29 protein-coding genes are annotated in these 25,705 nt (G+C 60.1%); 20 read left to right on the top strand and 9 right to left on the bottom strand.

Annotated features, from left to right (window positions below):
- Window positions 1-92 precede the first annotated feature (92 nt).
- From rpsB to rpmE, 12 genes are all read left to right on the top strand, one after another.
- On the top strand, window positions 93-851 hold the full coding sequence (gene rpsB, locus B6S01_RS03675; protein WP_037461891.1) for a 30S ribosomal protein S2: 759 nt from the start codon (window positions 93-95) through the stop codon (window positions 849-851).
- 102 nt (window positions 852-953) lie between these two features.
- Complete coding sequence (gene tsf, locus B6S01_RS03670) at window positions 954-1,886, top strand: translation elongation factor Ts (RefSeq protein WP_037461894.1); 933 nt, start codon at window positions 954-956, stop codon at window positions 1,884-1,886.
- 160 nt (window positions 1,887-2,046) lie between these two features.
- Window positions 2,047-2,772, top strand: a complete 726-nt coding sequence (gene pyrH, locus B6S01_RS03665) for a UMP kinase (protein WP_037461897.1) — start codon at window positions 2,047-2,049, stop codon at window positions 2,770-2,772.
- Window positions 2,773-2,778: 6 nt separating this feature from the next.
- Window positions 2,779-3,336, top strand: a complete 558-nt coding sequence (gene frr, locus B6S01_RS03660) for a ribosome recycling factor (protein ID WP_037461900.1) — start codon at window positions 2,779-2,781, stop codon at window positions 3,334-3,336.
- 43 nt (window positions 3,337-3,379) lie between these two features.
- The gene (locus B6S01_RS03655) at window positions 3,380-4,123 is read left to right on the top strand and encodes an isoprenyl transferase (RefSeq protein ID WP_037461903.1); all 744 of its coding nucleotides are present in this window, start codon (window positions 3,380-3,382) and stop codon (window positions 4,121-4,123) included.
- A gap of 3 nt (window positions 4,124-4,126) precedes the next feature.
- The gene (locus B6S01_RS03650; RefSeq protein WP_037461905.1) at window positions 4,127-4,903 is read left to right on the top strand and encodes a phosphatidate cytidylyltransferase; all 777 of its coding nucleotides are present in this window, start codon (window positions 4,127-4,129) and stop codon (window positions 4,901-4,903) included.
- On the top strand, window positions 4,903-6,063 hold the full coding sequence (locus B6S01_RS03645) for a 1-deoxy-D-xylulose-5-phosphate reductoisomerase (protein ID WP_037461907.1): 1,161 nt from the start codon (window positions 4,903-4,905) through the stop codon (window positions 6,061-6,063). Before B6S01_RS03650 ends, B6S01_RS03645 begins: the two co-directional genes overlap by 1 nt.
- Window positions 6,060-7,193 (top strand): RIP metalloprotease RseP, encoded by a 1,134-nt coding sequence (gene rseP / locus B6S01_RS03640; protein WP_037461910.1) that lies wholly within the window; start codon window positions 6,060-6,062, stop codon window positions 7,191-7,193. Before B6S01_RS03645 ends, rseP begins: the two co-directional genes overlap by 4 nt.
- A gap of 95 nt (window positions 7,194-7,288) precedes the next feature.
- Window positions 7,289-9,934 (top strand): outer membrane protein assembly factor BamA, encoded by a 2,646-nt coding sequence (bamA, locus tag B6S01_RS03635; RefSeq protein WP_037461913.1) that lies wholly within the window; start codon window positions 7,289-7,291, stop codon window positions 9,932-9,934.
- Complete coding sequence (locus B6S01_RS03630) at window positions 9,934-10,596, top strand: OmpH/Skp family outer membrane protein (protein ID WP_037461916.1); 663 nt, start codon at window positions 9,934-9,936, stop codon at window positions 10,594-10,596. The genes bamA and B6S01_RS03630 overlap by 1 nt, the downstream gene beginning before the upstream one ends.
- 9 nt (window positions 10,597-10,605) lie before the next feature.
- Entirely contained in the window at window positions 10,606-11,088 is a 483-nt protein-coding gene (gene fabZ, locus B6S01_RS03625) for a 3-hydroxyacyl-ACP dehydratase FabZ (RefSeq protein WP_037461918.1), read from the top strand.
- 205 nt (window positions 11,089-11,293) lie between these two features.
- A complete protein-coding gene (gene rpmE / locus B6S01_RS03620) occupies window positions 11,294-11,518 on the top strand; it encodes a 50S ribosomal protein L31 (protein WP_037461922.1) in 225 nt (74 codons plus the stop codon).
- A 141-nt stretch (window positions 11,519-11,659) separates the two neighbouring features.
- On the opposite strand, the gene aroB is transcribed toward rpmE, so the two are convergent.
- Both aroB and B6S01_RS03610 read right to left on the bottom strand, forming a co-directional pair.
- Window positions 11,660-12,766 carry a 3-dehydroquinate synthase gene (gene aroB, locus B6S01_RS03615; RefSeq protein ID WP_037461926.1) on the bottom strand — a complete coding sequence of 369 codons (1,107 nt, stop codon included), beginning with the start codon at window positions 12,764-12,766 and terminating at the stop codon, window positions 11,660-11,662.
- On the bottom strand, window positions 12,757-13,305 hold the full coding sequence (locus tag B6S01_RS03610) for a shikimate kinase (RefSeq protein WP_037461929.1): 549 nt from the start codon (window positions 13,303-13,305) through the stop codon (window positions 12,757-12,759). The genes aroB and B6S01_RS03610 overlap by 10 nt, the downstream gene beginning before the upstream one ends.
- A gap of 82 nt (window positions 13,306-13,387) precedes the next feature.
- On the opposite strand from B6S01_RS03610, the gene B6S01_RS03605 reads away from it, so the two are divergent.
- From B6S01_RS03605 to B6S01_RS03585, 5 genes are all read left to right on the top strand, one after another.
- Window positions 13,388-13,576 (top strand): hypothetical protein, encoded by a 189-nt coding sequence (locus B6S01_RS03605; protein ID WP_037461932.1) that lies wholly within the window; start codon window positions 13,388-13,390, stop codon window positions 13,574-13,576.
- A 4-nt stretch (window positions 13,577-13,580) separates the two neighbouring features.
- On the top strand, window positions 13,581-15,389 hold the full coding sequence (locus B6S01_RS03600) for a hypothetical protein (RefSeq protein WP_037461935.1): 1,809 nt from the start codon (window positions 13,581-13,583) through the stop codon (window positions 15,387-15,389).
- Window positions 15,390-15,393: 4 nt separating this feature from the next.
- Window positions 15,394-16,311, top strand: a complete 918-nt coding sequence (locus tag B6S01_RS03595; RefSeq protein ID WP_037461938.1) for a tyrosine recombinase — start codon at window positions 15,394-15,396, stop codon at window positions 16,309-16,311.
- Window positions 16,312-16,322: 11 nt separating this feature from the next.
- The gene (locus tag B6S01_RS03590) at window positions 16,323-17,267 is read left to right on the top strand and encodes an acetyl-CoA carboxylase carboxyltransferase subunit alpha (protein ID WP_037461942.1); all 945 of its coding nucleotides are present in this window, start codon (window positions 16,323-16,325) and stop codon (window positions 17,265-17,267) included.
- A 74-nt stretch (window positions 17,268-17,341) separates the two neighbouring features.
- Window positions 17,342-18,817, top strand: a complete 1,476-nt coding sequence (locus B6S01_RS03585) for a M48 family metalloprotease (protein WP_094182600.1) — start codon at window positions 17,342-17,344, stop codon at window positions 18,815-18,817.
- 80 nt (window positions 18,818-18,897) lie between these two features.
- On the opposite strand, the gene B6S01_RS03580 is transcribed toward B6S01_RS03585, so the two are convergent.
- On the bottom strand, window positions 18,898-19,059 hold the full coding sequence (locus B6S01_RS03580; protein ID WP_037461945.1) for a Flp family type IVb pilin: 162 nt from the start codon (window positions 19,057-19,059) through the stop codon (window positions 18,898-18,900).
- A gap of 133 nt (window positions 19,060-19,192) precedes the next feature.
- A complete protein-coding gene (locus tag B6S01_RS03575; RefSeq protein ID WP_037461946.1) occupies window positions 19,193-19,378 on the bottom strand; it encodes a Flp family type IVb pilin in 186 nt (61 codons plus the stop codon).
- A gap of 79 nt (window positions 19,379-19,457) precedes the next feature.
- Here B6S01_RS03575 and B6S01_RS03570 point away from each other — a divergent pair, with 79 nt between their 5' ends.
- Window positions 19,458-19,865 (top strand): (deoxy)nucleoside triphosphate pyrophosphohydrolase, encoded by a 408-nt coding sequence (locus B6S01_RS03570; protein ID WP_037461947.1) that lies wholly within the window; start codon window positions 19,458-19,460, stop codon window positions 19,863-19,865.
- 45 nt (window positions 19,866-19,910) lie between these two features.
- Here B6S01_RS03570 and bfr read toward each other — a convergent pair whose 3' ends face one another.
- From bfr to B6S01_RS03555, 3 genes are all read right to left on the bottom strand, one after another.
- On the bottom strand, window positions 19,911-20,390 hold the full coding sequence (gene bfr, locus B6S01_RS03565; RefSeq protein ID WP_037461949.1) for a bacterioferritin: 480 nt from the start codon (window positions 20,388-20,390) through the stop codon (window positions 19,911-19,913).
- A gap of 159 nt (window positions 20,391-20,549) precedes the next feature.
- Window positions 20,550-20,720 (bottom strand): (2Fe-2S)-binding protein, encoded by a 171-nt coding sequence (locus B6S01_RS21550; RefSeq protein WP_081570270.1) that lies wholly within the window; start codon window positions 20,718-20,720, stop codon window positions 20,550-20,552.
- 56 nt (window positions 20,721-20,776) lie between these two features.
- Window positions 20,777-21,811 carry a DUF418 domain-containing protein gene (locus tag B6S01_RS03555; protein ID WP_231567906.1) on the bottom strand — a complete coding sequence of 345 codons (1,035 nt, stop codon included), beginning with the start codon at window positions 21,809-21,811 and terminating at the stop codon, window positions 20,777-20,779.
- On the opposite strand from B6S01_RS03555, the gene B6S01_RS21545 reads away from it, so the two are divergent.
- On the top strand, window positions 21,810-22,040 hold the full coding sequence (locus tag B6S01_RS21545; RefSeq protein WP_231567907.1) for a hypothetical protein: 231 nt from the start codon (window positions 21,810-21,812) through the stop codon (window positions 22,038-22,040). The genes B6S01_RS03555 and B6S01_RS21545 overlap by 2 nt on opposite strands.
- A gap of 42 nt (window positions 22,041-22,082) precedes the next feature.
- Window positions 22,083-22,853, top strand: a complete 771-nt coding sequence (locus B6S01_RS03550) for a methyltransferase domain-containing protein (protein WP_037461954.1) — start codon at window positions 22,083-22,085, stop codon at window positions 22,851-22,853.
- 61 nt (window positions 22,854-22,914) lie between these two features.
- On the opposite strand, the gene purL is transcribed toward B6S01_RS03550, so the two are convergent.
- On the bottom strand, window positions 22,915-25,092 hold the full coding sequence (gene purL, locus B6S01_RS03545; protein ID WP_037461956.1) for a phosphoribosylformylglycinamidine synthase subunit PurL: 2,178 nt from the start codon (window positions 25,090-25,092) through the stop codon (window positions 22,915-22,917).
- A 164-nt stretch (window positions 25,093-25,256) separates the two neighbouring features.
- Entirely contained in the window at window positions 25,257-25,640 is a 384-nt protein-coding gene (locus B6S01_RS03540) for a hypothetical protein (RefSeq protein WP_037461959.1), read from the bottom strand.
- Between the last annotated feature and the right edge of the window lie 65 nt (window positions 25,641-25,705).

Raw genomic sequence — 25,705 nt, 5'->3', positions numbered from 1 at the left:
CCATTCCACATGGGAATCGCACATATCCGGTGCTGTTGCGCTCGCGCTTTAGTTCCTGATTCCCAGAGGCATTAACCGGAAGGAGAAAGACCATGGCGGCTCCTGTCGTCACCATGCACCAATTGATTGAGGCTGGCGCCCACTTCGGCCACCAGACCCACCGCTGGAACCCGCGCATGAAGCCGTACATCTTCGGCGAGCGCAACGGCATCCACATCCTCGACCTGTCGCAGACCGTGCCGCTGTTCGGCCGCGCGCTCGACTTCGTGTCGGCAACCGTCGCTGCCGGTGGCAAGGTTCTGTTCGTCGGCACCAAGCGCCAGGCGCAGGACCCGATCGCTGAAGCCGCTCGCAAGTCGGGCCAGCATTTCGTCAACCATCGCTGGCTGGGCGGCATGCTCACCAACTGGAAGACAATTTCGGGCTCGATCAAGCGCCTGAAGACCCTTGAGGAAAAGCTGTCGGGCGACACCCATGGCTTCACCAAGAAGGAAGTCCTCCAGATGACCCGCGAGCGCGAGAAGCTCGAACTGTCGCTGGGCGGCATCCGCGACATGAACGGCATTCCCGATGTCATGTTCGTGATCGACGCCAACAAGGAAGAGCTGGCGATCAAGGAAGCCAACACGCTGGGTATCCCGGTCGTCGCGATTCTCGATTCGAACGTCTCGCCCGATGGCATCGCTTTCCCGGTCCCGGCGAATGACGACGCCAGCCGCGCGATCCGCCTCTACTGCGACGCGGTCGCCGCAGCCGCCACCAAGGGCAACCGTGGTGCGCAGCAGGCTTCTGGCGTTGACCTTGGCGCTCTGGATGAGCCCGAGGTTGAAGAGGTCGTCGCGCAGGCCTGATCCCGCGGTCTTCGAACTGCAAGATTGACAGGCTAGGGCGCGCTCCACTGGACCGCGCCCTAGTCTATATTTGAACCCCATCGAACATTTAGGAGCCGAAACATGGCTGAGATTACCGCTGCCGCCGTCAAGGAACTGCGCGACCGTTCGGGCGCCGGCATGATGGACTGCAAAAAAGCGCTCTCCGAAGCCAATGGTGACATGGAAGCCGCTGTCGATTGGCTGCGCGCCAAGGGTCTTGCCGCTGCGCAGAAGAAGTCAAGCCGCACTGCTGCTGAAGGCCTGGTTGGCGTTGCCGTCGCCGGCACGAAGGGTGTTGCCGTTGAAGTGAACAGCGAGACCGACTTCGTCGCCAAGAACGACCAGTTTCAGGATTTCGTCCGCACCGTTGCGCAGATTGCGCTGGAGCAGGGCACGGGCGATGCCGAAATGCTCGCGAACGCGGCCTATCCCGCGGGTGGTACGGTAGCCGAAAAGCTGGTCGCCAACATCGCGACCATCGGCGAGAACCAGAATCTGCGTCGGGTTGGTCAGGTCGAAGTGAGCCAGGGCGCGGTCGTGGCTTATGTCCATAACGCCGCTGCGCCGGGCCTGGGCAAGATTGGCGTGCTCGTCGCTCTGGAAGGTGATGCGCCTGCTGATGTGCTGGAGCCGCTGGGCAAGCAGATTGCGATGCACATCGCTGCCGCCTTCCCGTTGGCGCTGTCGGCGGATGACATCGATCCTGCGATCATCGAGCGGGAAGCAGCCATTGCGCGGGAGAAGAACGCCGACAAAATCGCGGGCAAGTCCGAAGAAATCGCTGCCAAGATCATCAATGGTCCGGTTGAAAAGTTCCGCAAGGACAATGCTCTTCTGACGCAGGCTTTTGTGATGGACGGCAAGACCCCGGTGCAGGACGTTGTCGCTGCGGCGGCCAAGGAATCCGGCAAGTCGATCACCCTCAAATCCTATGTCCGTTTCCAGCTGGGCGAAGGCATTGAGAAGGAAGTCAGTGATTTTGCCGCGGAAGTGGCTGCGGCTGCGGGCGCCTGATCCCGGTCTGACCTGACAGAGCGTTCGGTTCGGGCGGCGTGCGGGAGGCAAGGCTTCTCGACAAGTCGGCCGAGGATGCTAAGGACTTCACAGAGTGGCGCGTGCTGCCTAAGGTGCGCGCCATTTCCTTGTCTGCTTCATTGATGGAATCTTGCCCCGCATGACTCGTCCGCCGTTCAAGCGCATATTGCTGAAACTCTCGGGCGAAGTGCTGATGGGGCAGGGGCAGTTCGGTATCGAGCCAGAGACTGTGAATCGCGTCGCGAGCGAGATTGCTGCGGCGAAAGACGCCGGGTTTGAACTCTGTGTCGTAGTAGGCGGCGGAAACATTTTCCGTGGCCTGGCGGGCGCCGCCAAAGGCTTTGATCGCGCGAGCGCTGATTATATGGGCATGCTCGCGACCGTCATGAACGCGCTTGCGGTGCAGAATGCGCTGGAACAGTTGGGATACGATACAAGGGTTCAGTCCGCGATTCCGATGGCGACGGTTTGCGAGCCGTACATCCGGCGCAAGGCGGTGCGGCACATGGAAAAGGGCCGCATTGTGATCTTTGCGGCCGGTACGGGCAGTCCTTTCTTCACCACCGATACCACGGCGGCTCTGCGCGCTGCGGAAATGAATTGCGATGCGCTGTTCAAGGGGACCAGCGTTGACGGTATCTACAACGCCGATCCAAAGAAGGCGCCGGATGCCGTTCGCTATGACGAAATCAGCTTTGACCGCGTGTTGACGGATAATCTTAAGGTCATGGATGCGAGCGCCATTGCACTCTGCCGCGAAAACAATATTCCCATCGTCGTATTCAACATCCGCGAAACGGGTAATCTGGCCAAGGTGCTGGCCGGTGACGGTGTCGCGACGATCGTGCAAAATCAGGAGCGCTGAAAGACCATGGCTCAATATGACAAACCCGACCTCGAACGCCGCATGCACGGCGCCATCGAATCGTTGAAGGGCGATCTGGCGGGCCTGCGCACTGGCCGCGCTAACATCCAACTGCTCGATCCGGTTACGGTCGAAGTTTATGGCGCGCATATGCCGCTCAACCAGATTGCGACCGTCTCCGCGCCCGAGCCGCGCATGCTGTCCGTGCAGGTGTGGGATAAGAGCAATGTGGGGCCGGCGGATAAGGCTATTCGATCGGCGGGTCTGGGCCTCAACCCGATCGTGGATGGCCAGACGCTGCGACTGCCGATCCCTGACCTGACCGAGGAGCGGCGCAAGGAACTGGCCAAGCTCGCTAGCAAATATGCTGAGGGCGCGCGCATTGCCGTCCGTAACGTGCGCCGTGACGGCATGGACAGCCTCAAGGCGGATGAGAAAAAGGGCGAGATCAGCGAGGATGAGCGCAAGCGGCTGGAAACAGAGGTGCAGAAGCTGACCGACAGCACCATCGCTGATATCGACGCCACCTCTGCCGCCAAGGAAAAGGAAATTCTCGGCCACTGAGCCGGGACGCTCCGCCCGTGTCCACCGCTCGCGCAACATACTGATGGCCAGCCAAGCCCAGTCCGACCTCGCTCATGGCGGTGCGTCCGGTCATGGTGCGCGTCACGTCGCCATCATTATGGATGGCAATGGCCGTTGGGCTAAGAAGCGCTTTCTTCCTCGGATTGCCGGACACCGTGCCGGTGTGGAAGCCGTGCGCCGGGTCGCGCGGGCAGCGCGCGAATTGGGGTTGGAGTGTCTCACGCTCTACGCATTCTCCTCCGAAAACTGGAAGCGGCCCGCCAACGAAGTGGCCGACCTCATGCGGCTGCTGCGGCATTTCATCGAATCGGACCTGGACGAATTTCACGCAAATGGCGTCCGACTACGTGTCATAGGCCATTACCGGGCGCTTGATCCTGCGCTGGTCGACCTTATCGAGCAGGCAGTGGAGCGGACGTCCGCCAACACCGGCCCGATCATCGCCATCGCGCTGAACTATGGCGCACAGGATGAATTGGTACGCGCGGCGCAAAGCATCGTGCGGCGGGTTCAATCCGGGCAGCTCGACCCGGAGGCCATAGGCATCGACGATGTGGAGGCAGGCCTCGATACCGCGGGCTTGCCGCCACTCGACCTGCTGATCCGTACGTCCGGTGAACAGCGGCTCAGCAATTTCATGCTGTGGCAGGCGGCATATGCCGAACTCTATTTCACCGACACGCTGTGGCCTGATTTTGACGGGTCCGCGCTTGCCGAGGCCATCGATGCCTTTCGACTGAGGGACCGCCGTTTCGGCGGCCTGTAATCCATGTCAAGCGAACTTCGCATTCGTACCATCGTTGGCCTCTTTCTTGTGCTTCTGGCTTCGGTAGCGCTCTATTTCGGCGGGTTCTTCTTCTGGCTTCTTCTCGTGATCGCCGGCGTCCTTATGCAGGGCGAATGGGCAGACCTGACGGGCGCCGCGCCTGAACATCGGCGGATGTCGATGTTTGCGGTGTCGGTTCCGCTGGCGCTTCTTTGCCCCCTTGCGGCCGGCGTTTCATGGACGGCGTTCACGCTGATCGTGGCTGCTTTTTTCTTCGTGATGCTGACTACCCGCTCTGTTCGTTTGGCGTTGGGCATCTTCTACGTCTGCGTTCCGGTGATGGCCCTTATCTTTCTACGGCAGCAGCAGCCGGAAGGCTTCGGCCTTCTATTGGCTTTCTGGGCGCTCGCGCTCGTCTGGGCGACGGATATCGGCGCCTATTTTGCGGGACGCGCAATCGGCGGCCCCAAGCTTGCGCCCCGGATCAGCCCATCCAAGACGTGGGCGGGGCTGGGCGGCGGCGTGATTGCAGCGTTGGCGCTGGGCTTCGTGCTGCATCGCTTTGCCGGCCTGCCGAGCCAGCTTGCGGCCGCCAGCGGTTTGCTGGCAGTAGCCGCGCAGCTGGGCGACCTGCTCGAAAGCGCGATGAAGCGGCACGCAGGCGTGAAAGACAGTGGTAATCTGCTGCCCGGCCATGGGGGTGTGATGGACAGGCTCGATGGCGTTGCCACTGCGGCTCCGCTGGCTGCGTTGATTTACCTCTTTCTGGTATTTGCCTGATGCGTAAAAAAATTTCCATTTTTGGTGCGACAGGTTCGGTCGGCATGTCGACGCTCGACCTCATCGAGCGCGATCCAGATGCTTTTGAAATCGTAGCTCTGACCGCGCATAGTGATGTCGATGGTCTTGCAGCGATAGCGCGCCGATGCAACGCGCGGATGGCGGTGATCGGAGACGCTGCACGCTATAATGCACTAAGGACGGCGCTACAGGGATCGGAAGTAGAGGCTGCCGCAGGCGAAACAGCCCTGGTAGAGGCAGCCGAGGCAGGGGCTGACTGGAGCATGGCGGCGATTGTGGGCTGTGCAGGCCTGCGCCCTACCATGGCGGCGGTGAAGGCAGGTGGAACTGTTGCGCTGGCCAACAAGGAGTCGTTGGTATCCGCAGGCGCTCTGATGATGGATGCGGTGGAGCATTCGGGCGCGACGCTGCTGCCGGTGGACAGTGAGCATAATGCGATATTTCAATGCCTTGCCGGGAGTAGCTTGAGTGATGTAGCAAGGATCATCCTGACTGCGAGCGGCGGTCCGTTCCGCACCCGCAGCCGGGACGAGATGCGCGCCATCACCCCGTCGCAGGCGGTCGCGCATCCCAACTGGTCGATGGGGGCGAAGATCAGCGTCGATAGCGCGACGATGATGAATAAGGGGCTGGAACTGATCGAGGCGGTCCACCTATTTCCTGTCGGCCTCGACCGGATCGAGATACTGGTCCATCCCCAATCAATCGTCCACAGCATGGTCGAATATCGGGACCGCTCCACGCTGGCGCAGCTTGGATCGCCGGATATGCGCATTCCGATCGCAAGCGCGCTTGCCTGGCCTACCCGGATGGAAACGCCATGCCAGCCCCTGGACCTCGCAACTGTAGGGCGGCTCGATTTCGAGGCTCCTGATGAGGAGCGCTTTCCTGCGCTCCGCCTGGCTCGGCAAGTAGCGCAGGAGGGCGGGGCGGCGCCCGCCATTTTGAACGCGGCCAATGAGGTGGCCGTGGCGGCCTTCCTTAAAGGCGCCATCGGCTTCCTTGATATCGCCATGATTGTGGAGGATGTTCTGAACCGCTATAGCGCGCCTGTGCCAAGCGGTATCGACGATGTGCTGGAAGCGGATGCGCAGGCGCGAACCCAAGCTCGACATGTGATGGAAAGATTGACTGCTTGATCCAGAATCCCGGTTTTCTGCTGACCGTCCTTGCATTTGTAGCGGTCATCGGACCGCTCGTTTTCGTGCATGAACTGGGTCATTATCTGGTCGGCCGCTGGTGCGGGGTCAAAGCCGAGGCGTTCTCGATCGGCTTCGGCCCGGAAATCGCCGCCTGGGTGGACCGGCGTGGCACCCGCTGGCGGATCGGTGCGCTACCGCTGGGCGGTTATGTCCGCTTCAAGGGTGATATGAACGCCGCCAGCCAGGCTGATCCCGCCTGGCTGCAACTTCCCTCGGCTGAACGTGCGGAAAGCTTCCCCGCTAAACCACTTTGGCAAAGAGCTGCGATCGTGGCGGCCGGACCGCTGATCAACTTCCTTTTCGCTATCCTTGTCCTTGCTACCTTTGCCGTCGTTCATGGTGAGAGCCGGACGCCAGCCGTTGCCGGTCAGGTCCAACCAGGTAGCGCAGCTGCTGCCGCCGGAATCCAGCCGGGGGACCGTATCGTCTCGCTCAATGGGCGGGAAATGGCGACCTTCGACGATATTCGCCTCTACGCGCAGATCCGTCCCGATGAACCGGTGACGATCCTGATTGAGAGGGCGGGCCAGAACATCGAACGGCAAGGCCGGGTTGGCGCCGTGCAGGAACGTGACGGCTTCGGTAACAGTTTCCGGATCGGACGATTGGGCATCGCGCCGGGCGAGCCGGTAATCGAGCCCGTCGCGCTTTGGCGTGCACCGATTGTTGCTATCAAGCAGACGGGCCAGATCATCCGCACGATGTTGGAAACACTGGGCCAGATATTGGGCGGCGGCCGATCTGTGAAGGAGTTGGGTGGCCCTCTCAAGATTGCGGAAGTTTCGGGTCAGGCGGCTACGTTGGGTCTGGAAAGCTTCGTCTTCTTCATGGCGCTGATCTCGATTAACTTGGGGTTCATCAACTTGTTGCCAATTCCCATGCTGGATGGCGGGCATCTGCTTTTCTACGGGGTGGAGGCGATACAGCGCAGGCCGGTCAGTCCGCGCGTTCAGGAATGGGCTTACCGGTCGGGCTTGGCTATGCTCCTGGCGATGATGATGCTGGTGACTTTCAACGATTTATCTTCTTTCGGGCTCTGGGAACGCCTGTCCGGCTTGATCGGATAAGCTGTATCGGGCAGGGAGGCGCGATTTAGCGCCATCTTTCCCGGCGTGAACGAACATTGCTTTTTTGTAAAAGGGTAGAGCGGGTGACAGCGAAGATGAGCAGCAAGAGACAGCGCCCGGTTGTCGCGGCCCTTCTGGCAACGACGATGTTCGGCGGCCTGTATGCCGTTCCCGCGCTGGCGCAGGAGGCTGCTGCGCCGACTGCGGTTGTGCCAGCCGCCCAGCCGGTCATGGGCACCGTCCGCAGCATTAATGTCGTTGGCCAGCAGCGCCTGGAACCCGACACGGTTTTATCATACACTAAGCTGCGTATTGGTCAGCCCTTCAACCAGGAATCGCTCGATCAGGCCCTGCGCGACCTTTACGAAACCGAACTGTTCGCTGACGTCCAGATCCGCAACGACAGTGGTGCGCTGACGGTCGAGATAAAGGAAAATCCGGTCATCAACCGCATTGTGCTGGAAGGCAATAAGCGGCTGAAGGAAGACAAGATCCGGCCGGAAATCAAGCTCGCGCCGCGTCAAATCTATACCCGGTCGAAGGTGCGCGCGGACGTTGCCCGCATCATAGAGCTGTATCGGCGCCAAGGCCGTTTCGCCGCGACGGTTGAGCCCAAGATGGTGCAGCTCGACCAGAACCGAGTCGATATCGTTTTCGAAATTTCCGAAGGACCAAAATCCAAGGTTCGCCAGATCAACGTGATCGGTAATGACAAATTCAGCGACGGCGAACTGCGCAGCCAGATGGTGACGAAGCAGTCGCGCTGGTTCCGCATATTCTCATCGGGCACCAGCTATGATCCCGATCGTCTGGCCTATGACCAGCAGAAGCTGCGCCAATTCTATCTGACCGAAGGCTATGCCGATTTCCGCGTGATTTCCGCTGTTGCCGAACTGACGCCTGACAAGCAGGACTTCATCATCACCTATGTGGTCGAGGAAGGGCAGCGCTACAGGTTTGGCGATGTGAAGGTCGAATCCGACATTCGCGATTTGTCCGGCACGTCACTCACCAAGACGTTGCCGATGAAGAAGGGTGACTGGTACAACGCCAAGCAGGTCGAAGACACGGTCGATACGCTAAGTGAAACTGCCGGTCTGTTTGGCTATGCCTTCGCCGAGGTTCAGCCGGACTTCAATCGCGACAAGGACAGCCTTACGATGGGGATCAATTTCCGCATCGCTAACGCGCCGCGCGTCTATGTCGAACGGGTTGACATCAATGGCAATACGCTAACGCAGGACAAGGTCGTACGCCGCGAATTTCGCTTGGCGGAAGGCGATGCGTTCAACAGCTTCCTCGTCAAGCGCTCCAAAGACCGGATCAACTCGCTTGGCTTCTTCCAGGAAAGGCTGGAAATCGAGCAGAAACCGGGATCTGCGCCGGACCGGATCATTCTGGAAACCAACGTACAGGAAAAATCGACCGGCGAACTGTCGCTGTCGGCAGGCTTCTCGTCGCTTGAGCGTTTCATCGTCGCTGCCTCGATCACCCAGCGCAATTTCCGGGGCAAGGGGCAGGAACTGCGGACGAGCGTCAATTACTCCAGCTATTCCAAATCGGTCGAAGTCGGTTTTACCGAACCCTATTTCATGGACAAGAATATCGCGCTTGGCGGCGATATCTACCGGCGTGATCTCAACAGCTTCCGCTTTACCAACAACAATGATCGCGACACGACGTACCAGCAGACCACGACCGGTTTTCAGATCCGGGCGGGCGTGCCGATCACTGAATATATGTCGCTTGCCCTGCGCTACAGCCTCAACTTGGACGATGTGAGCCTGGACGAGGACACCTATTATTCCGACACTAACGGTGATGGTGTAAGGGAATGTGACCCGATTCTGGCCGGGCGCTATCTGTGCGACGCGATCGGTAAGCGGACGACCTCTTCGCTCGGCTACTCGCTGATCTATGACAATCGCGATAATCGTATTCGGCCGACGCGTGGGCATAATGTCGTCGTCAGCCAAGATTTCGCCGGGCTAGGTGGCAGCGTCAAATATGTGCGCACCCGCCTTAACGGCTCGAAATTCTGGCCGTTGGGTAGCGGTTTCATTTTCTCGCTTTCAGGAGAAGGCGGTTACATTCATAGCCTTGAGGGTGACCGTCGGGACGCATCGGGCGCCTTGGTTGATCCTATTCGTCTCACCGACCGCTTTTTCCTGGGCAATCCGCAAATTCGTGGTTTCGACATTCGCGGTATTGGTCCGCGCGTCGTAAGGCGGTACTACTCGACCACGACCGATACGACCACCGGCGCGATTACCGGGGCTTTGTCCACCGATAACAATAATCGTCGGGACGATGCGCTTGGCGGCAAGATTTATTACCTGACTCGTGCTGAAATCGAGATTCCGTTGGGTTCTGGCGCACGCGAAATGGGATTGCGGCCTTCAGTTTTTGTCGATGCTGGTGCCGTTGCCGGCTTGCGTGATCCTTTGACGACGCCTTTTGCCGGCTATTGTTCTGTTGGCAGCGGTACAACCGCGACGACAGTCCGCGCGGGTGGATCGCCACAGGCTCCGACCTGTCCCACCGGTGGAACGCACCTGAGCGGCACCGGTTTCGAAGAGCAATATCTTGGCGACACGCTCAAGCCGCGCGTTGCAGTGGGCTTCGGGATCAATTGGAACTCGCCCTTTGGGCCATTCCGCATCGACATCGCCAAGGCCCTGCTCAAGGAACCAGGGGACGACACTCAGCTCATCAGCTTCAACGTAGGGACTCAATTCTAATGAAGACGATCATCAAAGCTGCGGCGCTCGCTCTTGCGCCCATGACTGCCATCGTGCTGACCAGTGCGCCGGCTGCCGCTCAATCAAAGACGGGCATTGCAGTTGCCGACCTGCAGCGGGCCGTTGCGACCAGCTCCGCCTACACGACCGCGCGTACCCAGATCCAGACCACGTACAAGGCGCAGATCGACAGCTTCACCGCGCGCAAGAATGCGATCGACGCTGATCTCAAGGCAAAGGGCGCCGCTCTGGAAACCGCGATGAAGGCGGCAGGCAACAAGCCGACCCCGGCGATCCAGACCCAGTATGAAGCCTATCAGAAGGCCGGTCAGAACGGTCAGGCCGAGTTGCAGCGGATGGGTCAGCCGATCGCGCTGGCGAACGCCTATGTCGAAGAACAGATTTCGGCCAAGTTGTCTGATGCGCTCAAGTCTGCGATGACCAAGGCAAAAGTTGACCTGATCCTCGCTCCCGACGCGACCGTGTCCTATCAGCCAACGGTCGATATCACGCAGCAGGTTGTGACCGAGCTGAACGCGCTGGTGCCCAGCGTCGGCATTACACCGCCCGCAGGCTGGCAGCCCGGCGGCGCGCGTGGCCAGGCGCAGACGCCTGCCGCAGCGGCCCCCGCCAATCCGTCGCAGCAGCCCAGTTCGCGCTGACCCTGGTCGATGACGGGGGAAGTTCACGCGGCCTCCGCCGCCATTGGTTCCATTGATATTCGTGGGATCATGGCGGCGCTGCCGCACCGCTATCCGATGCTGCTCGTCGATCGCGTGGCCGCTCTCGTACCCAATGAGAGAATCCACGCGGTTAAGGCCGTGTCGATAAACGAGTCTTTTTTCCAGGGGCATTTCCCTGGTCGGCCCATCATGCCCGGCGTATTGATCGTCGAGGCAATGGCGCAGGCTGCGGGCGTGCTGACGGTAGAAACGCTCGAGCTTCGCGGTTCGGGCAAACTCGTCTATTTCATGAGCATTGATGGAGCGAAGTTCCGGAATCCTGTGGAGCCCGGCTGTCTGCTCGACATGCATGTCGAACTGCTTCAGATTCGAGGTCGCGTTTGCAAATTTATCGGCAAGGCGTCGGTGGATGGTAAGCTGTGCGCCGAGGCGAATTTCGTCGCGATGATCGCCGATCCACCAGAGGATTAGGTTTCATCCCGGCGTACCTTGGGATCTGACGTCCGTATCGGCCTACCGCGTCCGCGGTTTCTACCGTCGCGCTCGTATCGTCAAACACGGCCCGTGCGGCTTACGAGAAGGGTTGCGTTCAGCGGCAATCCCATGTAACCGCGCGCCTTCGCTATTTTACGCATCCATGGCCGGTCGGAAACCGGCCCATCGACGGAGCAAATCCATGAAGGCCGATACGCACCCCGATTACCACTTCATCACCGTCCAGATGACCGACGGCACCACTTTCCGCACACGTTCGACGTGGGGCAAGGAAGGCGATACGCTGGCACTCGACATTGATCCCAAGTCGCACCCGGCATGGACCGGCGGCCAACGCCAGCTGGAGCAGGGCGGCCAGGTGGCGCGCTTCAACAAGCGTTTCGGCGGTCTTACACTGAAGAAGTAATCGCTTCGTTTTACAGACGAATGAAAAGGGCGCCCGTCAGGCGCCCTTTTTGTTTCCGGGGGATGGCTGGTAGCCTGTGCAAAGTCGAAGGCAATGTGAGCGCCTTCGGCTTCCCAAGTTTGCTTCAGGCGCACAGCTTGGTCAGCCGGTCCGGTCCTCATCGAGAAACGCGGATACATCCTGCAGTGACACGTCTTTCGACAAGAACGTCTGCCCGATACCACGGGCCAACAAGAAGGGCAGGGCGCCTGCGGCCATTTTCTTGTCGTGCAGCATGTGCGCGACCAGCGATGCGCCATCGCCTTTGACATGAGCGCTGGAGAGATCGTGGGGTAGCCCAACAGCTTTTAAATGCGCAGTCACGCGCTCCGCATCAGCGGGCGGGCATAGCCCAAGCCGTGCCGAATAGCGGAAGGCGAGGGCCATCCCCGCAGCAACGCCTTCTCCATGCAACAGCTTGTCGGAAAAGCCTGTGTCCGCCTCCAGCGCGTGGCCGAAGGTGTGGCCAAGGTTGAGCAGCGCGCGCCGCCCCGAGGTTTCGCGCTCGTCATCCGCGACAATTGCGGCTTTTGCCTGAACGCTGCGCTCAATCGCGAATTCGCGGGCCTTGGCATCGCCTTCCAGCAAGCGATGCCCCTCGGTCTCGCACCACGCGAAGAAATCGGGATCGTCAATCAGCCCATATTTGACGACCTCTGCATAGCCCGCCCGCGTTTCGCGCAGCGGCAGACTGTCGAGCGTGGAAGGGTCGATCAGGACCAGGCTGGGCTGATAGAAGCTGCCGATCAGATTCTTGCCCGCGCTGGTATTGATTGCCGTCTTGCCACCCACAGAACTGTCCACCTGCGCAAGCAATGTGGTCGGCACCTGTATGAAATGGCAGCCGCGTTTCAGCACCGAGGCGGCAAACCCCACAAGGTCTCCGATTACGCCACCGCCCAGCGCGATGACATGATCGCCACGCTCCACTTCCAGCGTCAGCAACTGGTCGAGCAGTTGTTCCAGATGCCGCCAGCTCTTTGTCTGCTCGCCTGCGGGAAGGACGATCGGTTCGACCGCGATTCCGGAGGCGTTCAGGGCGGTTTCAAGCCGTTGTAACTGGGCTTCTGCCACGTTGATGTCGGTTATGACCACCAAACGCCCGTTACGCGTGTATCTGGCGAGGTGTTCGCCAGACCGATCCAAAGCGCCCTGCTCAATCACGATATCATAGCTGCGCGCGCCCAGCGCGACACGGACTAATGCCATTCGGTCAATTTCTCCAGGATGCGTTCGACCGCCACTTCATGGGGCGCGGCGATGCTCTTCACATGAATGGGGGCGAGTGCGTAGACAGGATTGCGCACCGTGGCGAGTTCGGTCAGCACGACGCGCGGATCCTTCCCCGCCAGCAGGGGGCGGCCCTCGCGGCGGGAGACGCGATCAACCAATGTGTCGATATCGGCATCCAACCACACCGCTGTTGCCTGATCGAGAATTAGCGCGCGCGTCTCGTCCTGCATGAAGGCGCCGCCGCCGGTCGCGATGACCTTGGGCTCGTCATCCAGCAGCCGGGCGATTACCCGCCGTTCGCCATCACGAAAATAGGACTCGCCGTAGCGCGAGAACATCTCGCTGATCGTCATGCCGGCCGCCTTTTCGATTTCCTCGTCGGCGTCCACGAACGCCAGGCCGAGGCGCGCGGCGAGCCTGCGGCCGACCGTCGATTTTCCAACGCCCATCATACCTATGAGGACGATTGAACCGCGCTTCGACTGCGGGGACACGGATTTGCTGTTTCGCTGCATGGCCGAGGGGGCTATACATCCACCCGTCGCAGAGGCAAATCGCATCTTTCCTCAACTTTACGGCTAGGCCGCACAAGGATCCATGAGAAGCAACCGTTCCTTCAGTACCTTCGAAAGCAGCTCACGCCGTCGGGGGTCACGCCTGCCTATCATTCCCATTGTCCTGATCGTCCTGCTGGTCGGCTTGGTCGCGCTGCTCTGGTCGCGCGGCGGGGAGCAGCCGCAGCAGCGCGTGGAAAAGGCCATTCCCGCCGAAAAGCTGGGCAAATAAGATCATGCGCCATAGCCGGGTGAATGCGAAATGCGCGCTGGGTACGCTTGCGCTCGCTCTCGCGCTGCCGGTGATCGCGCAGGACGCTCCTGAATCGCTCCTGCCGCCCGGCTTTGGCGAAGCACCGGCCGCTCCGGCGCCATCAGGGGCCCAGCCTGCTCGCCCCGCAACGCCGGCTGTTCCGGCGCCCATGGTTCAGCCCTTGCCCTTCGCCGATGTTGCGCCCGCCGATGACGCCCTCAGCAATGCTTCCGAGGATGCGCTGACCGAGGAAGAACTGGCGGCGCAGAAGCAGAAATATGACCTGCCCGAAGGCGCGCGTCGGTCGCTGGATCGTGTCGGACCACTGACTTCAGCGCAGCTTGGGCTTGCGGCGGATGCTTTTGGCAGACGCTCCGGCCTTTTTCTTGCAACATTGATGAAAGAGACGCGGGCGCCGATCACGTCACGCTGGGCCTCCATCCTGCTGCGCCGCGCCCTTTTGTCCGCCACTGACACGCCGCGCGATATTAATGGCGCGGATTGGGTAGCCGAGCGTGCCTGGTTGCTGTTGCGGATGGGAGAGGCCGACAGTGCACGGCTGCTGGTGCAAAGCGTCGATTCGGATCAGTTCACGCCACGGCTTTATGCGGTGGCGATGCAGACCTATCTGGCGACGGCCGATCCCGCCGGACTTTGCCCGCTTTCGGCTGGCGCTCTCCGCTATAGCGAAGAGCCGGGATGGGACATGACTCGTCCGATCTGCGCGGCTTTATCTGGTGATCAGGGAACGGCAAGCGCCACGCTCAATCAGGCGCAGCGGCGAGGCGTGGTGCGCGGGATCGATTATCGCCTTGCGGAAAAGGTCGTGGGCACGGGCTTCAATGCGCGGCGGTCGGTCAAGATCGAATGGGACGAGGTTGATCGGCTGACAGCGTGGCGGTTCGGACTCGCGACAGCCCTCAATGTCGAAATTCCCGATCAGCTGTACGCCACCGCAGGGCAGCATGTTCGGGCGTGGGAGGCGCGCGCGCCTGCATTGAGCGCTGTTCGCCGCTTGCCGGGTGTCGAGGTCGCAGCTCGGTTGGGCGTGTTTTCGAACAAGGCGTTGGTAGGATTCTACAGTCAACTGGGTGCTGATGGTGACGCCGCTTCTGATGTGGCGGACCGCATTGAAGCCCTGCGGACCGCCTATCGCGGCGCGTCGGCCGATGAACGGCTTCAGGCGATGCGGACATTATGGCGCGACAATGCTCAGCCCGATTATGTCGGATTGATCGCTACCGCCCGCGCCGCGGCCGCTTTACCGATCGGTTCGGTCGAAACGCGGGATGCGGCCAATTTGGTGGCCGCTATGCTGACGGCCGGTTACGACCGTAACGCTGCCCGCTGGAGCGGAGTGGCGCGCCAGGCCGAGGGGGATGGCGCTGGGGATCTTTGGGCGCTGCTGGCCGTGGGTGCGCCGAGCAGCGTCGTCGATATAAGCGAAAGCCGCATAGCATCCTTCGTGGAGGGATCGGGCGGCCGCAAGGGTCAGATGCTGATCGCGGGCCTCGCAGGACTTGCGCGCGTCAATTCGCAGGCGAGCGCGTCCTTGGCTCAGGATAACGGGCTGAATTTGACAGCAAACAGCCGGTGGGCGAGGGCAATCGGTCAGGCTGCGGTGCGAGGAGAAAAAGCTACCGTCGCGCTGCTGGCGGCGACGGGTATGCAGACGGCTGATTGGAGCCGTTTGCCGCCGGCTCATTTATATCATATCGTCGCGGCTCTGCATCAGGTCGGGCTCGATCCTGAAGCACGCATGATCGCGGCGGAGGCGATCAGCCGGTCTTGACGCTGTGGGAGAGGACAGCGCCCTCATCGACCGCTTTCTGGAGATGATGGCGGCTGAGCGTGGCGCTTCGCGCAACACCTTGCTTGCGTATCGGGCCGATCTTGAGGGGGCCGCGGTCCTGCTGAACGGCCTTTCTGGCGCTGCAAAGGGAGGCATCGCCGGATTAGCCAGTTCATGGGCGAGCCTCGCAGCTTCCTCCGTCGCGCGAAAGGCTTCGGCGCTCCGTGCCTTCTATGCATTTCTTGAAGAGGAGGGGCTGCGTGCCGACAATCCATCCTCTGCATTGCCGCGTCCCGTCACGCGACGACCTTTGCCCAAGATATTGTCCGGGCAAGAGGTCGAATCTCTTTTTACCCTGATCGCCCAGAAACTGGCTGTCGAGCATCCCGCGCCTCTAGACCTGCGCCTTTCCGCCCTCATCGAACTGCTCTATGGTTCGGGTCTGCGGGCAACGGAGCTGGTGTCCCTCCCGCGTCGGGCGCTTGCCGCTGACCGGCCATTCCTGATCCTGAAGGGCAAAGGCGGGCGGGAGAGGTTGGTGCCGATTTCCGATCGGGCTCGCGGGGCCGTAGCCGCCTGGCTTGTCCATGTGCCTGCCGACAGTCCTTGGCTCTTTCCATCGCGCATAAGCCATGTCAGTCGCATCCGTCTTTATCAGTTGGTGAAGGAACTCGCGGCTGCTGCGGGCATCGCGCCGGAGCGAGTGAGTCCTCATGTCCTGCGTCACGCCTTCGCCACGCACTTGCTGGAGGGCGGGGCGGATCTGCGCGCGCTTCAGTCTATGCTGGGCCATGCCGACATCGGAACGACGCAAATCTACACACATGTCGATAGCCGCCGTCTCGTCGAACTGGTCAATAGCCGCCATCCACTGGCGACGATACGCGATCGTTCCGTTGACGACGGAGCATCTGCGCCCTAACGCCGTCGGCCATGGTTAGTTTTCTGGAATTTGAAAAGCCTATCGCCGAGCTTGAGGCGCGTGTCATTGAACTGCGCGCGACCGCCAGCGCCGGAGATATCGACATCAGCGGCGAGATCGACAAGCTCGAACAGCGCGCTTCGAAGATGTTGGTCGATACCTATGCCAAGCTGACGCCGTGGCAAAAGACGCAAGTCGCGCGTCATCCCGACCGCCCGCATTTCAAGGACTATGTCGCGGGCATGTTCGACAATTTCATGCCGCTGGCCGGGGACCGCGCTTTTTCTGATGACCAGGCGATCATTGGAGGCTTGGCGACGTTGGGCGAACGGCGCGTCATGGTGATCGGTCACGAGAAGGGGGATGACACGGCCAGCCGCGTTCGTCACAATTTCGGCATGGCGAAGCCGGAAGGCTATCGGAAGGCTATCCGCCTGATGCAATTGGCTGATCGTTTCAGACTGCCGGTGGTGACGCTAGTCGATACGTCGGGCGCTTTCCCAGGCGTTCAGGCGGAAGAGCGTGGACAAGCCGAAGCGATTGCCCGTTCAACCGAACAGTGCCTGGCTCTTGGAGTGCCAATGGTCGCCGCCGTGGTGGGTGAAGGTGGCTCGGGCGGAGCAGTGGCGCTCGCAGCGGCCAACCGCGTACTGATGTTAGAACATGCGGTCTATTCGGTCATCTCTCCAGAGGGCTGCGCATCGATCCTCTGGCGTACTGCCAATAGAGCCAGCGATGCGGCGACGGCAATGCAGGTGACGGCGCAGCATCTGAAGGAACTGGGCGTCATCGATCGCATCGTCCCCGAGCCTGTCGGCGGCGCGCACCGGGAACCAGTGCAGGCGATCGCCAGCTTGGGGGCGGCGATCGGTGAAGAACTGGACTCGCTCTCGAGCCTCAGCCCGCAGGATTTGCGAACCGATCGCGCCGACAAATTCCTGGCGATCGGGGCCTGATTTTCTCGATTTCGGAACATGCTGTCGCCAATCTCGTTGCGTAGCAGTAACAGGGTGAGCATGTGGGAGGAGTCGTGAAAAGGGGAATAGCGTACATATGCGGTGCGACCGGATTGGTTGCCGCTTTCGCCACGCCATCGGTGCTGGGCCAGCAACGCGCGATCCAGACGGTTTCATCGATCAGCGCACAAGACAAGGCGAGTGGAGCGAAACAGCATCCGCAATTGCTCAATGAATTTGGCGGCGCCTATGCCGGACCTCAGGCAAAATATGTTGAAACCGTCGGCCGCCGCATAGCGGTACAGTCCGGTCTGTCAAATGCGCAAAGCGACTTTACAGTTACGCTGGTAAACTCACCGGTAAATAATGCCTTTGCGATACCGGGCGGTTATGTCTACGTCACCCGCCAACTCGTCGCACTGATGAACGACGAAGCTGAACTGGCGGCGGTGCTGGGCCATGAAGTAGGCCATGTCGCGGCCCGTCATGGCCAGCGGCGGCAACAGGCGGCGCAGCGGAATGCTATCGGTGGCACACTGCTGCAGGTGCTTACCGGAGCCTTGCTTGGCGATTCAGGTTTTGCGGGCTTGCTGCAACAGGGGATCGGCAAAGGTAGCCAGTTGCTGACTCTCAAATTTTCCCGTTCGCAAGAATATGAGGCGGATGATCTGGGCATCCGTTACCTTGCGGCGGGCGGTTATGATCCGCGCGCGCTGTCGACCATGCTGGCCTCCCTCGCGGCTCAGAGCAATCTGGATACCCGCATATCTGGTAACGTCCGGTCCTTACCAGAATGGGCCAGCACTCATCCCGATCCAGCCTCGCGCGTAGGGCGTGCAGCCCGGAACGCATCTGGACCGAAGGTCCACCCCGATGCACGTAACAAGGATGCGTTCATTAATATGGTGGACGGCCTCCTCTACGGCGACGATCCGCGGCAAGGCGTTATTGATGGACGCATTTTTCGGCACCCTGACCTGCGCCTCGCATTCACTGCCCCTTCTGGATTCGGCATGGAAAATGCTGCCGACGCTGTGTCAGTCACGGGCTCGGGTGGCCAGGCCCAATTCTCGGGAGGGGCCTATTCCGGGAACCTTCCGGCCTATATCGACTCGGTCTTCGCGCAACTAGCCGGAAGCAACGCCCAGGTTCCTGCAGGAGAAGTGCGCCGTACGACTGTGAACGGCGTCCCTGCTGCTTGGCGAACCATTCGTGCCAGCACCCAATCCAGCCAGGTTGACGCGACCGTTTTTGCTTATGATTTTGGTAGCGGGAAAGTCTATCATTTCCTCCTGCTGACAGCCGCGGGGCAAGGCATAGGCCCCTTCACATCAATGGTTCAGTCCGTGCAGCGCCTCACGGCTCAGGAAACTGCGACGATCAAGTCCCGGCGCGTCAGCATCGTGACCGTTAAGACAGGCGAAACGGTCCAGTCGATCAGCCGACGCATGGCTTATTCGGATTATCAGCTCGAACGCTTTCTCACGCTAAACGCTCTGACTGCGCAAAGTGTGCTGCGGCCGGGGCAGCGAGTGAAGATCATCGTCTGACCGTTGAGGACGCCCGTTGCACATAGAGAAAGGGCGGCAGGATCGCTCCCGCCGCCCATTATTTCACAATAGAGTCGAGCTTAGTTCAGATTGCCCGAAACATTGTTGAAGGTGTTGCCCAGCTTGCCGCCGAGGCTGGTCATCGCGCCGATGGCGGCGACGGCGATCAGGGCTGCGATCAGGCCATATTCGATGGCCGTTGCGCCCTTTTCATTCTTCAGCATCTTACGCACGAACTGCATTTTAAGTCTCCTTGACTTGAATTCCCGTTAACTTCCCGGCCGCCCCGCTTGGAATTAGGTCAGCAATGGACGGTTTATGCGCGTTAGGTTGACAAAGATTTAATGGATCGAAAGAAGTGTCAGATATTGATGGTTAATGCGCGAGAACTTCTGTCGCGACATTGTTCCACATGCCGATCGTCTTATCGGCCACGTTGGACAGAGCGCTAATCATGGCCAGGCAGACCAGTGCCAGGATAAGGCCATATTCAACCGCCGTGGCGCCTCTTTGACACTGCCACAGTCCCGATCGGGATATGCTTTCGATTAAAACGCGCATTTCACCACCGTTTCTTGCAGACAGGCCCGCTTCGCCTTGTAAAAGAGCCGGGGTTAACAAACTCCTTTTCTGGGCGAATATGACGATGATTTTCCCGCTGCTCGTGGTCGCTGCTGCACTAGTCGATGCCGACGGCCGCGTGCTGCTCCAACAACGTCCGCCGGGAAAAGCGATGGCCGGCCTTTGGGAATTCCCTGGCGGGAAGGTGGAGATCGGCGAAACACCCGAAACCGCGCTGATTCGTGAACTGGAGGAAGAACTCGGTATCCGAACCCATGCCAGCTGTCTCGCGCCCGCGAGCTTTGCGAGCGAAGCGCTCGGCGAGCGGCATCTGTTGCTTTTGCTCTATGTGTGCCGGAAGTGGGAGGGCTTGCCCGAAGCGCGGCATGCCACGGAACTGAAATGGGTCAAGCCCAGCCAGATGTTCGCTCTTGAAATGCCGCCGGCCGATCTACCGCTGATCGGACTGCTTGATTCGCTGATTTGAAATGTTGAGGGCGGGGCTGCCGGATGCGTGGCCCGCCCACCAGTTTCAGTCCTCGGCGGCCTTGCTCTGCAGCTGTATGTAGTTCTGGATTCCCATGCGTTCGATCATTTCGAACTGGGTTTCTAGGCTATCGACATGCTCTTCCTCGCTTTCGAGGATCGACTGGAATAGGTCACGACTCACATAATCGCGAACCGTTTCACAATAAGCGATTGCATCCTTGAGGACGGGAAGCGCTTCATATTCCAACTCAAGATCGGCTTTTAGCACCTCTTCCACCGTTTCGCCGATCTTCAACCGACCGAGCAGCTGAAAATTAGGTAGGCCATCCAGGAAAAGGATCCGCTCCGCTACCTTGTCGGCGTGCTTCATCTCGTCGATCGACTCTTCATATTCGAACTTCGCGAGCTTTTCGACGCCCCAATGGTCCAGCATGCGGTAGTGCAAGAAATATTGGTTGATCGCGGTCAACTCATTCTTGAGGACCTCGTTCAGATAATCGATGACTTTGGCGTCGCCCTTCATGGCGGTTGCTCCGGCTTATTGGAATGAAGCCGTAACTATAGGCAGATTTTGGCCTTATGTTAACCGGAAAGCCTTGGAAAATCGATGCATTTAGAACACGCTATTGCGTCGGCTTCGCGACTGGTGGCTCCATCAAATTGAGGCTGATCCTCAATAGTGTCATGCAGTCGCGCGCTCAGCGGCGATCAGCGTGCGTGCAAAGGAGACGCATTGCCCACATTTTGGACGACGGCCCAGTCGGGCATATGCACTGCAGGGAGTATCTGCGCCGCCACGTACGGCTTCCTTCAGATCTTTTTCCCGAATGGCATTGCAAATACACACAACCATGGCGCTCTCCCTAGAATCGAGAGATAGCGTAAGTGATAATGGGTCGCAATAGTATTCTAGCTGCTGTTGCGAATCCTTTGTGGTCGCCTTCGTGCCAAACTGCGCCAAAGCCACTCCATCGGACCGATCGCGAATCGCGACAGCCACGCAGTCGACCAGACCAGCATCACCAACCAGGCGCAGAATACCAGCATTGGTAGCTCTGCGGGGCGGATCTGAGCGAAAAGGCCAAGCCCCCATCCATAGAAGACGGCGCACATGATGAGGCTGGTGCCGAGATAGTTGCTCAGCGCCAACCTCCCCGTCCGCGCGATAGCGGTCATCAGCCGATGATTCTCGTATCGCGAGAATAGCCATAGAATCAGCGCTGCCCAGCCGACCGCCAGGGGGATTCGAAACGGAAAGGACCAGGCAAGCGCGGTCCCTAGTGTCGGTAGCGCGGGAAAGTCGCGCAACGCGAGCCAAGCGGCCAAAGCCGTCATGGGTGGCATGCCGATAAGAAAACAGTGGCGGGCGGTGCGCCAATATTGTCCTTCTTGCCAGCGGCCGGTGAGAAACCTGCCCTTCAGCATTGCCATGCCCATCAACATGAAACCAAGGGTATCGAAAGCGGTGAATAGAAATGTCCACCACCAGTTTCGGGTATACATGTGGAAGTGGTGCGCGAGGATCGTTCCGAAGCTGCTGCGATAGGTCGCAATCTCCTGCCGGATGGCGGGATCATTCGGGTTGATAAAAGGACCGGCAAATTGATCAAAACCCTCCCGGATGTGGATGGGGGCGCCGGGAGCCATTGCGGCATGAGCCCAACCGTAGAGGCTGAGCACGAAAGTTGCACAGATCAGAAAATGCGTGAAAAAGCAGAGAAAGGCCCATTTCAGAAGAGACAACGGCTCCCTGCGGATAAACAGCATCGCTCCCAGTCCGACGAGCGCATAGTTCATCAGGATGTCGCCCGACCAGAGCAGCAGATAATGGGCGAGACCAAATACGAACAGCCATCCCGTCCGGAGAAGTTGAGCGCGGCGTCCATTGCGCCCCGCCAACTCTTCCCTGTCGATCAAAAGCAGCATGGAGGCGCCGAACAGCATGGAAAAAAGGGCGCGCATCTTGCCATCGAAGAAGAGAAAGCTCACCAGCCAGAAAAGCCGGTCTCCCCATGACAGCGGTCCCACCGCCGCGGGATTGATATATGCGGGTTCGGGCAGCGCGAAGGCGCTGATGTTCATCCACAATATGCCCATCACGGCGAATCCCCGCAAAACATCCATGGCGGCGATGCGGGATGAACAGGCGGTCATGTGGTGGTTGTTCCCTTAAAGGCACTGGCAAAGCGGGCCTCGCTCTGCCATGCGACTAGCCATGGAAAGCGGTCGCAAGCAACGGATAAGCGATGCCTTCGGCGCGGCGGCGAATCATTATGACGATCATGCCGGACCCCAGCGGGCCGCCGCGGCATTGGTCGCGGAACTTGCGCAGCGGCAGAAGCCGGGCGGAGTGCAACGCATTCTGGAGATAGGCTGCGGCACGGGATTTCTGACTCGGGACATTCAGGCCCGCTGGCCTGTCGCAGAATTGATTGTCACCGATCTTTCGCCCGAGATGCTGGCCAGGACAGCCAGGCACGCCTTCGTCGCTGGCACCTTCCTCGCAATGGATGGGGAGTCTCCGCCGTTCGAGGGAGAGTGGTTCGACCTCATTCTTTCCAGCCTGGCCTTTCAATGGTTCGATGACCTGCCAGATGCTCTGGGTCGGCTCGCCAGCCTATTGCGGCCTGGCGGCAGCCTCATCTTTTCGACCATGGGAGAGGGGAGTTTCTGCAATTGGCGAGAGGCGCATGTGGATTGTGGGCTGATCGCGGGCGTGCCTGCATATCCAAGCCTGGCTGACCTGCGCTCTGTTCTGAGCAGTTACGAGGATGCCTTCGCTTTCGATGAAATCTATCCGTTGGGATGCGATGGCGCTCGCGGGCTGATCGCGCACCTCAAGGGCATTGGCGCAGTCGTGCCCAATGACGGCCGAAAGCCGCTCTCGCCCCAGGAATTGCGTCGGACGATGGCGGCATTTGACGAAGCTGGCGGCGAAGACAGCTATCAGGTCCTGTTCGGCCGAATTACTCGCTCGCCGCTCTAGCGACCGGCCTCATGCCCAACATTTTTCACTATGAGAGCGCGAGTTCAGATCAAGCGCGCAATCAGAGTTCGGCATCCATCAGGTTCGGGAAAAAGCCTTCATGGGAGGTGCGAAGGGCGTCCAGCGTGACATCGGCCACCTTGTCGCCGCCGGTCGTGCCGATCCGTACCGCGCCGGATACAACTATGTCGGAAGCCGTGGTCACGAGATAGCGGCCCTGATCTTCGCCGAACGCAGTGGCCGTGGTGAGGTCGATGTCCAATTCAGCGCCGATTCCGCCGGCCAAGGCCATCTCCGCCACGGCGACCAGCAAACCGCCATCCGAAATGTCATGCACTGCGCTTGCCTTGCCCGCAGCTATCAACGCGCGAACGGATTCGGCGTTGGCGCGCTCGGCGGCCAGATCAACCTTGGGCGCATCGCCCGCTTCGCGCCCGGCGATCTCACGCAACCAGATCGACTGGCCAAGGTGGGCGCCTTCACCGCCAATCAGCCAGATGGCCTCACCGTCTCTTTTGAAGGCGATGGTTGCCATGATGTCGATATCCTTGAGGAGGCCGATGCCGCCAATCGCGGGGGTAGGGAGGATGGCCGAGCCACCGCCCGTCGCCTTCGATTCATTGTAAAGCGAGACATTGCCCGACACGATCGGGAAGTCGAGCGCCCGGCAAGCGTCGCCCATGCCGTCAAGGCAGCCGGTGAACTGAGCCATGATTTCGGGCCGCTGCGGATTTGCGAAATTCAGGCAGTTGGTGACGGCCAGCGGCAGTGCGCCGACCGCGCTGATGTTGCGATAGCATTCCGCGATAGCCTGCTTGCCGCCCTCATAAGGGTCGGCATAGCAATAGCGCGGGGTGCAATCGGTGCTGATCGCGATGCCCTTCTGAGAGCCATGTACGCGCACGACGGCTGCGTCGCCGCCGGGGCGCTGCACCGTATCGGCGCCAACCATATGGTCATACTGCTCCCAGATCCAACGACGCGAAGCGATGTCTGGCGATCCCATGAGCTTGACGAGGTCGGCTCCGATGTCCGTGCTCTCGGCGATCTCACCCAAGGGCTTCACGCCTGCCCACACCTTGTATTCTTCCTTCGGCATGGCTGGGCGGTCGTAGAGCGGCGCATCATCGGCCAATGGTGCCAGCGGGATGTCGCAAACGGTTTCGCCATGATGGACAAGCACCATGCGGCCCGTGTCGGTCACATGGCCGATTACGGCGAAATCCAGTTCCCATTTGCTGAAGATCGCTTCGGCGAAGGCTTCCTTGCCGGGCTTAAGCACCATGAGCATGCGCTCCTGGCTTTCCGACAGCATCATCTCATAGGCCGTCATGCCCGTTTCGCGCTGCGGTACATCGTCCATGTTGAGCTGGATGCCGACGCCGCCCTTGGACGCCATTTCCACGGAGGAGGAAGTCAGACCCGCTGCGCCCATGTCCTGAATGGCGACAATGGCGTCTGACTCCATCAACTCCAGGCAGGCTTCGATCAGCAGTTTTTCGGTGAAGGGGTCGCCCACCTGAACCGTCGGACGCTTGGCGTCGGCGTCGTCGCCGAAATCGGCCGATGCCATGGTCGCGCCATGGATGCCGTCACGCCCGGTCTTCGACCCCACATAGACAATCGGATTGCCAATGCCCGATGCCGCCGAATAGAAAATCTTGTCGGTGTCCGCCACGCCCACGGTCATCGCGTTGACCAGGATATTGCCGTCGTAGGCGGGATGAAAATTCACCTCGCCGCCAACGGTCGGCACGCCCACGCAATTGCCGTAGCCGCCGATGCCATGAACCACGCCGCTGATGAGATGTTTCATTTTCGGATGGTCGGGGCGGCCAAAACGCAGTGCGTTCATGTTCGCCACCGGCCGTGCCCCCATCGTGAAGACGTCGCGCAGGATGCCGCCCACGCCCGTCGCCGCGCCCTGATAGGGTTCGATGTAGCTGGGGTGGTTGTGGCTCTCCATCTTGAAGATCGCCGCTTGCCCGTCGCCGATTTCGACGACGCCCGCATTCTCGCCTGGTCCGCAAATGACCTGGGGCCCTTCCGTGGGCAATTTCTTAAGATGGATGCGGCTCGATTTGTAGCTGCAATGTTCGGACCACATGACCGAAAAGATGCCGAGTTCGGTCAGATTCGGCTCGCGGCCGAGAGCGTTCAGAACGCGATCATATTCTTCCGGCGACAGGCCGTGTTCGGCGATGATTTCCGGGGTGATCTGAGGAGCTGCGGTTGACATGAGCGCGCCTTTAGCCGGGGCGCGTCTGATAGACAATCCTTGGCCAGCACAAGTCGGAAAAACATGCTCTACTTACAGGCGCTGGATAGCATTCGTTCGTTTCTGAAGCAGATGAAATGGCCGGGCTCCGATGGGGCCCGACCGGAAACGAATAGGTAAGAGGCTCAGGCCTTGCAGCTAAGCGCGCTCTTGCCTGGCAGTGTCGCGGTGATCTGTTTGCCGGTGCCTTCGATTGAATAGCCGCCTTCAGCGGTGAAGGGCTCGCCCGGCGCGGCAGCGACCAGCTTGGTGGGTGAACCGTCCTTTTCGGTGCGCAGGTTGACCGTCTTGTCGTCACTCATGAAATCGACAAAGATCAGGCTGTTATCCTTGCAGCGATACTGATGGCTTTCCTTCACCGAAGGCGGCAACTCCACGGGCGCAGCGTTTGCAAGCCGTTCGGCCATCGGATCGGCCGGCCCCCCGACTACTTCTGGTTCGTCATTGTTGTTGCAGGCGGACAGCAGGCTGAGGGCCATGGCGGAAATTAGGGGGATATAATATTTCATAGCGATCCTTCTATGTGCACTTGGCGACGTAAGCGTCAACGCAAAAGTGCCTAAATTCCGCCAGC

The sequence above is a fragment of the Sphingobium herbicidovorans genome (genome assembly GCF_002080435.1).
Classification (GTDB): Bacteria; Pseudomonadota; Alphaproteobacteria; order Sphingomonadales; family Sphingomonadaceae; genus Sphingobium; species Sphingobium herbicidovorans.
Note: the sequence above shows the minus strand (reverse complement) of the source record. Positions and strands in the feature narration are given on the sequence as shown.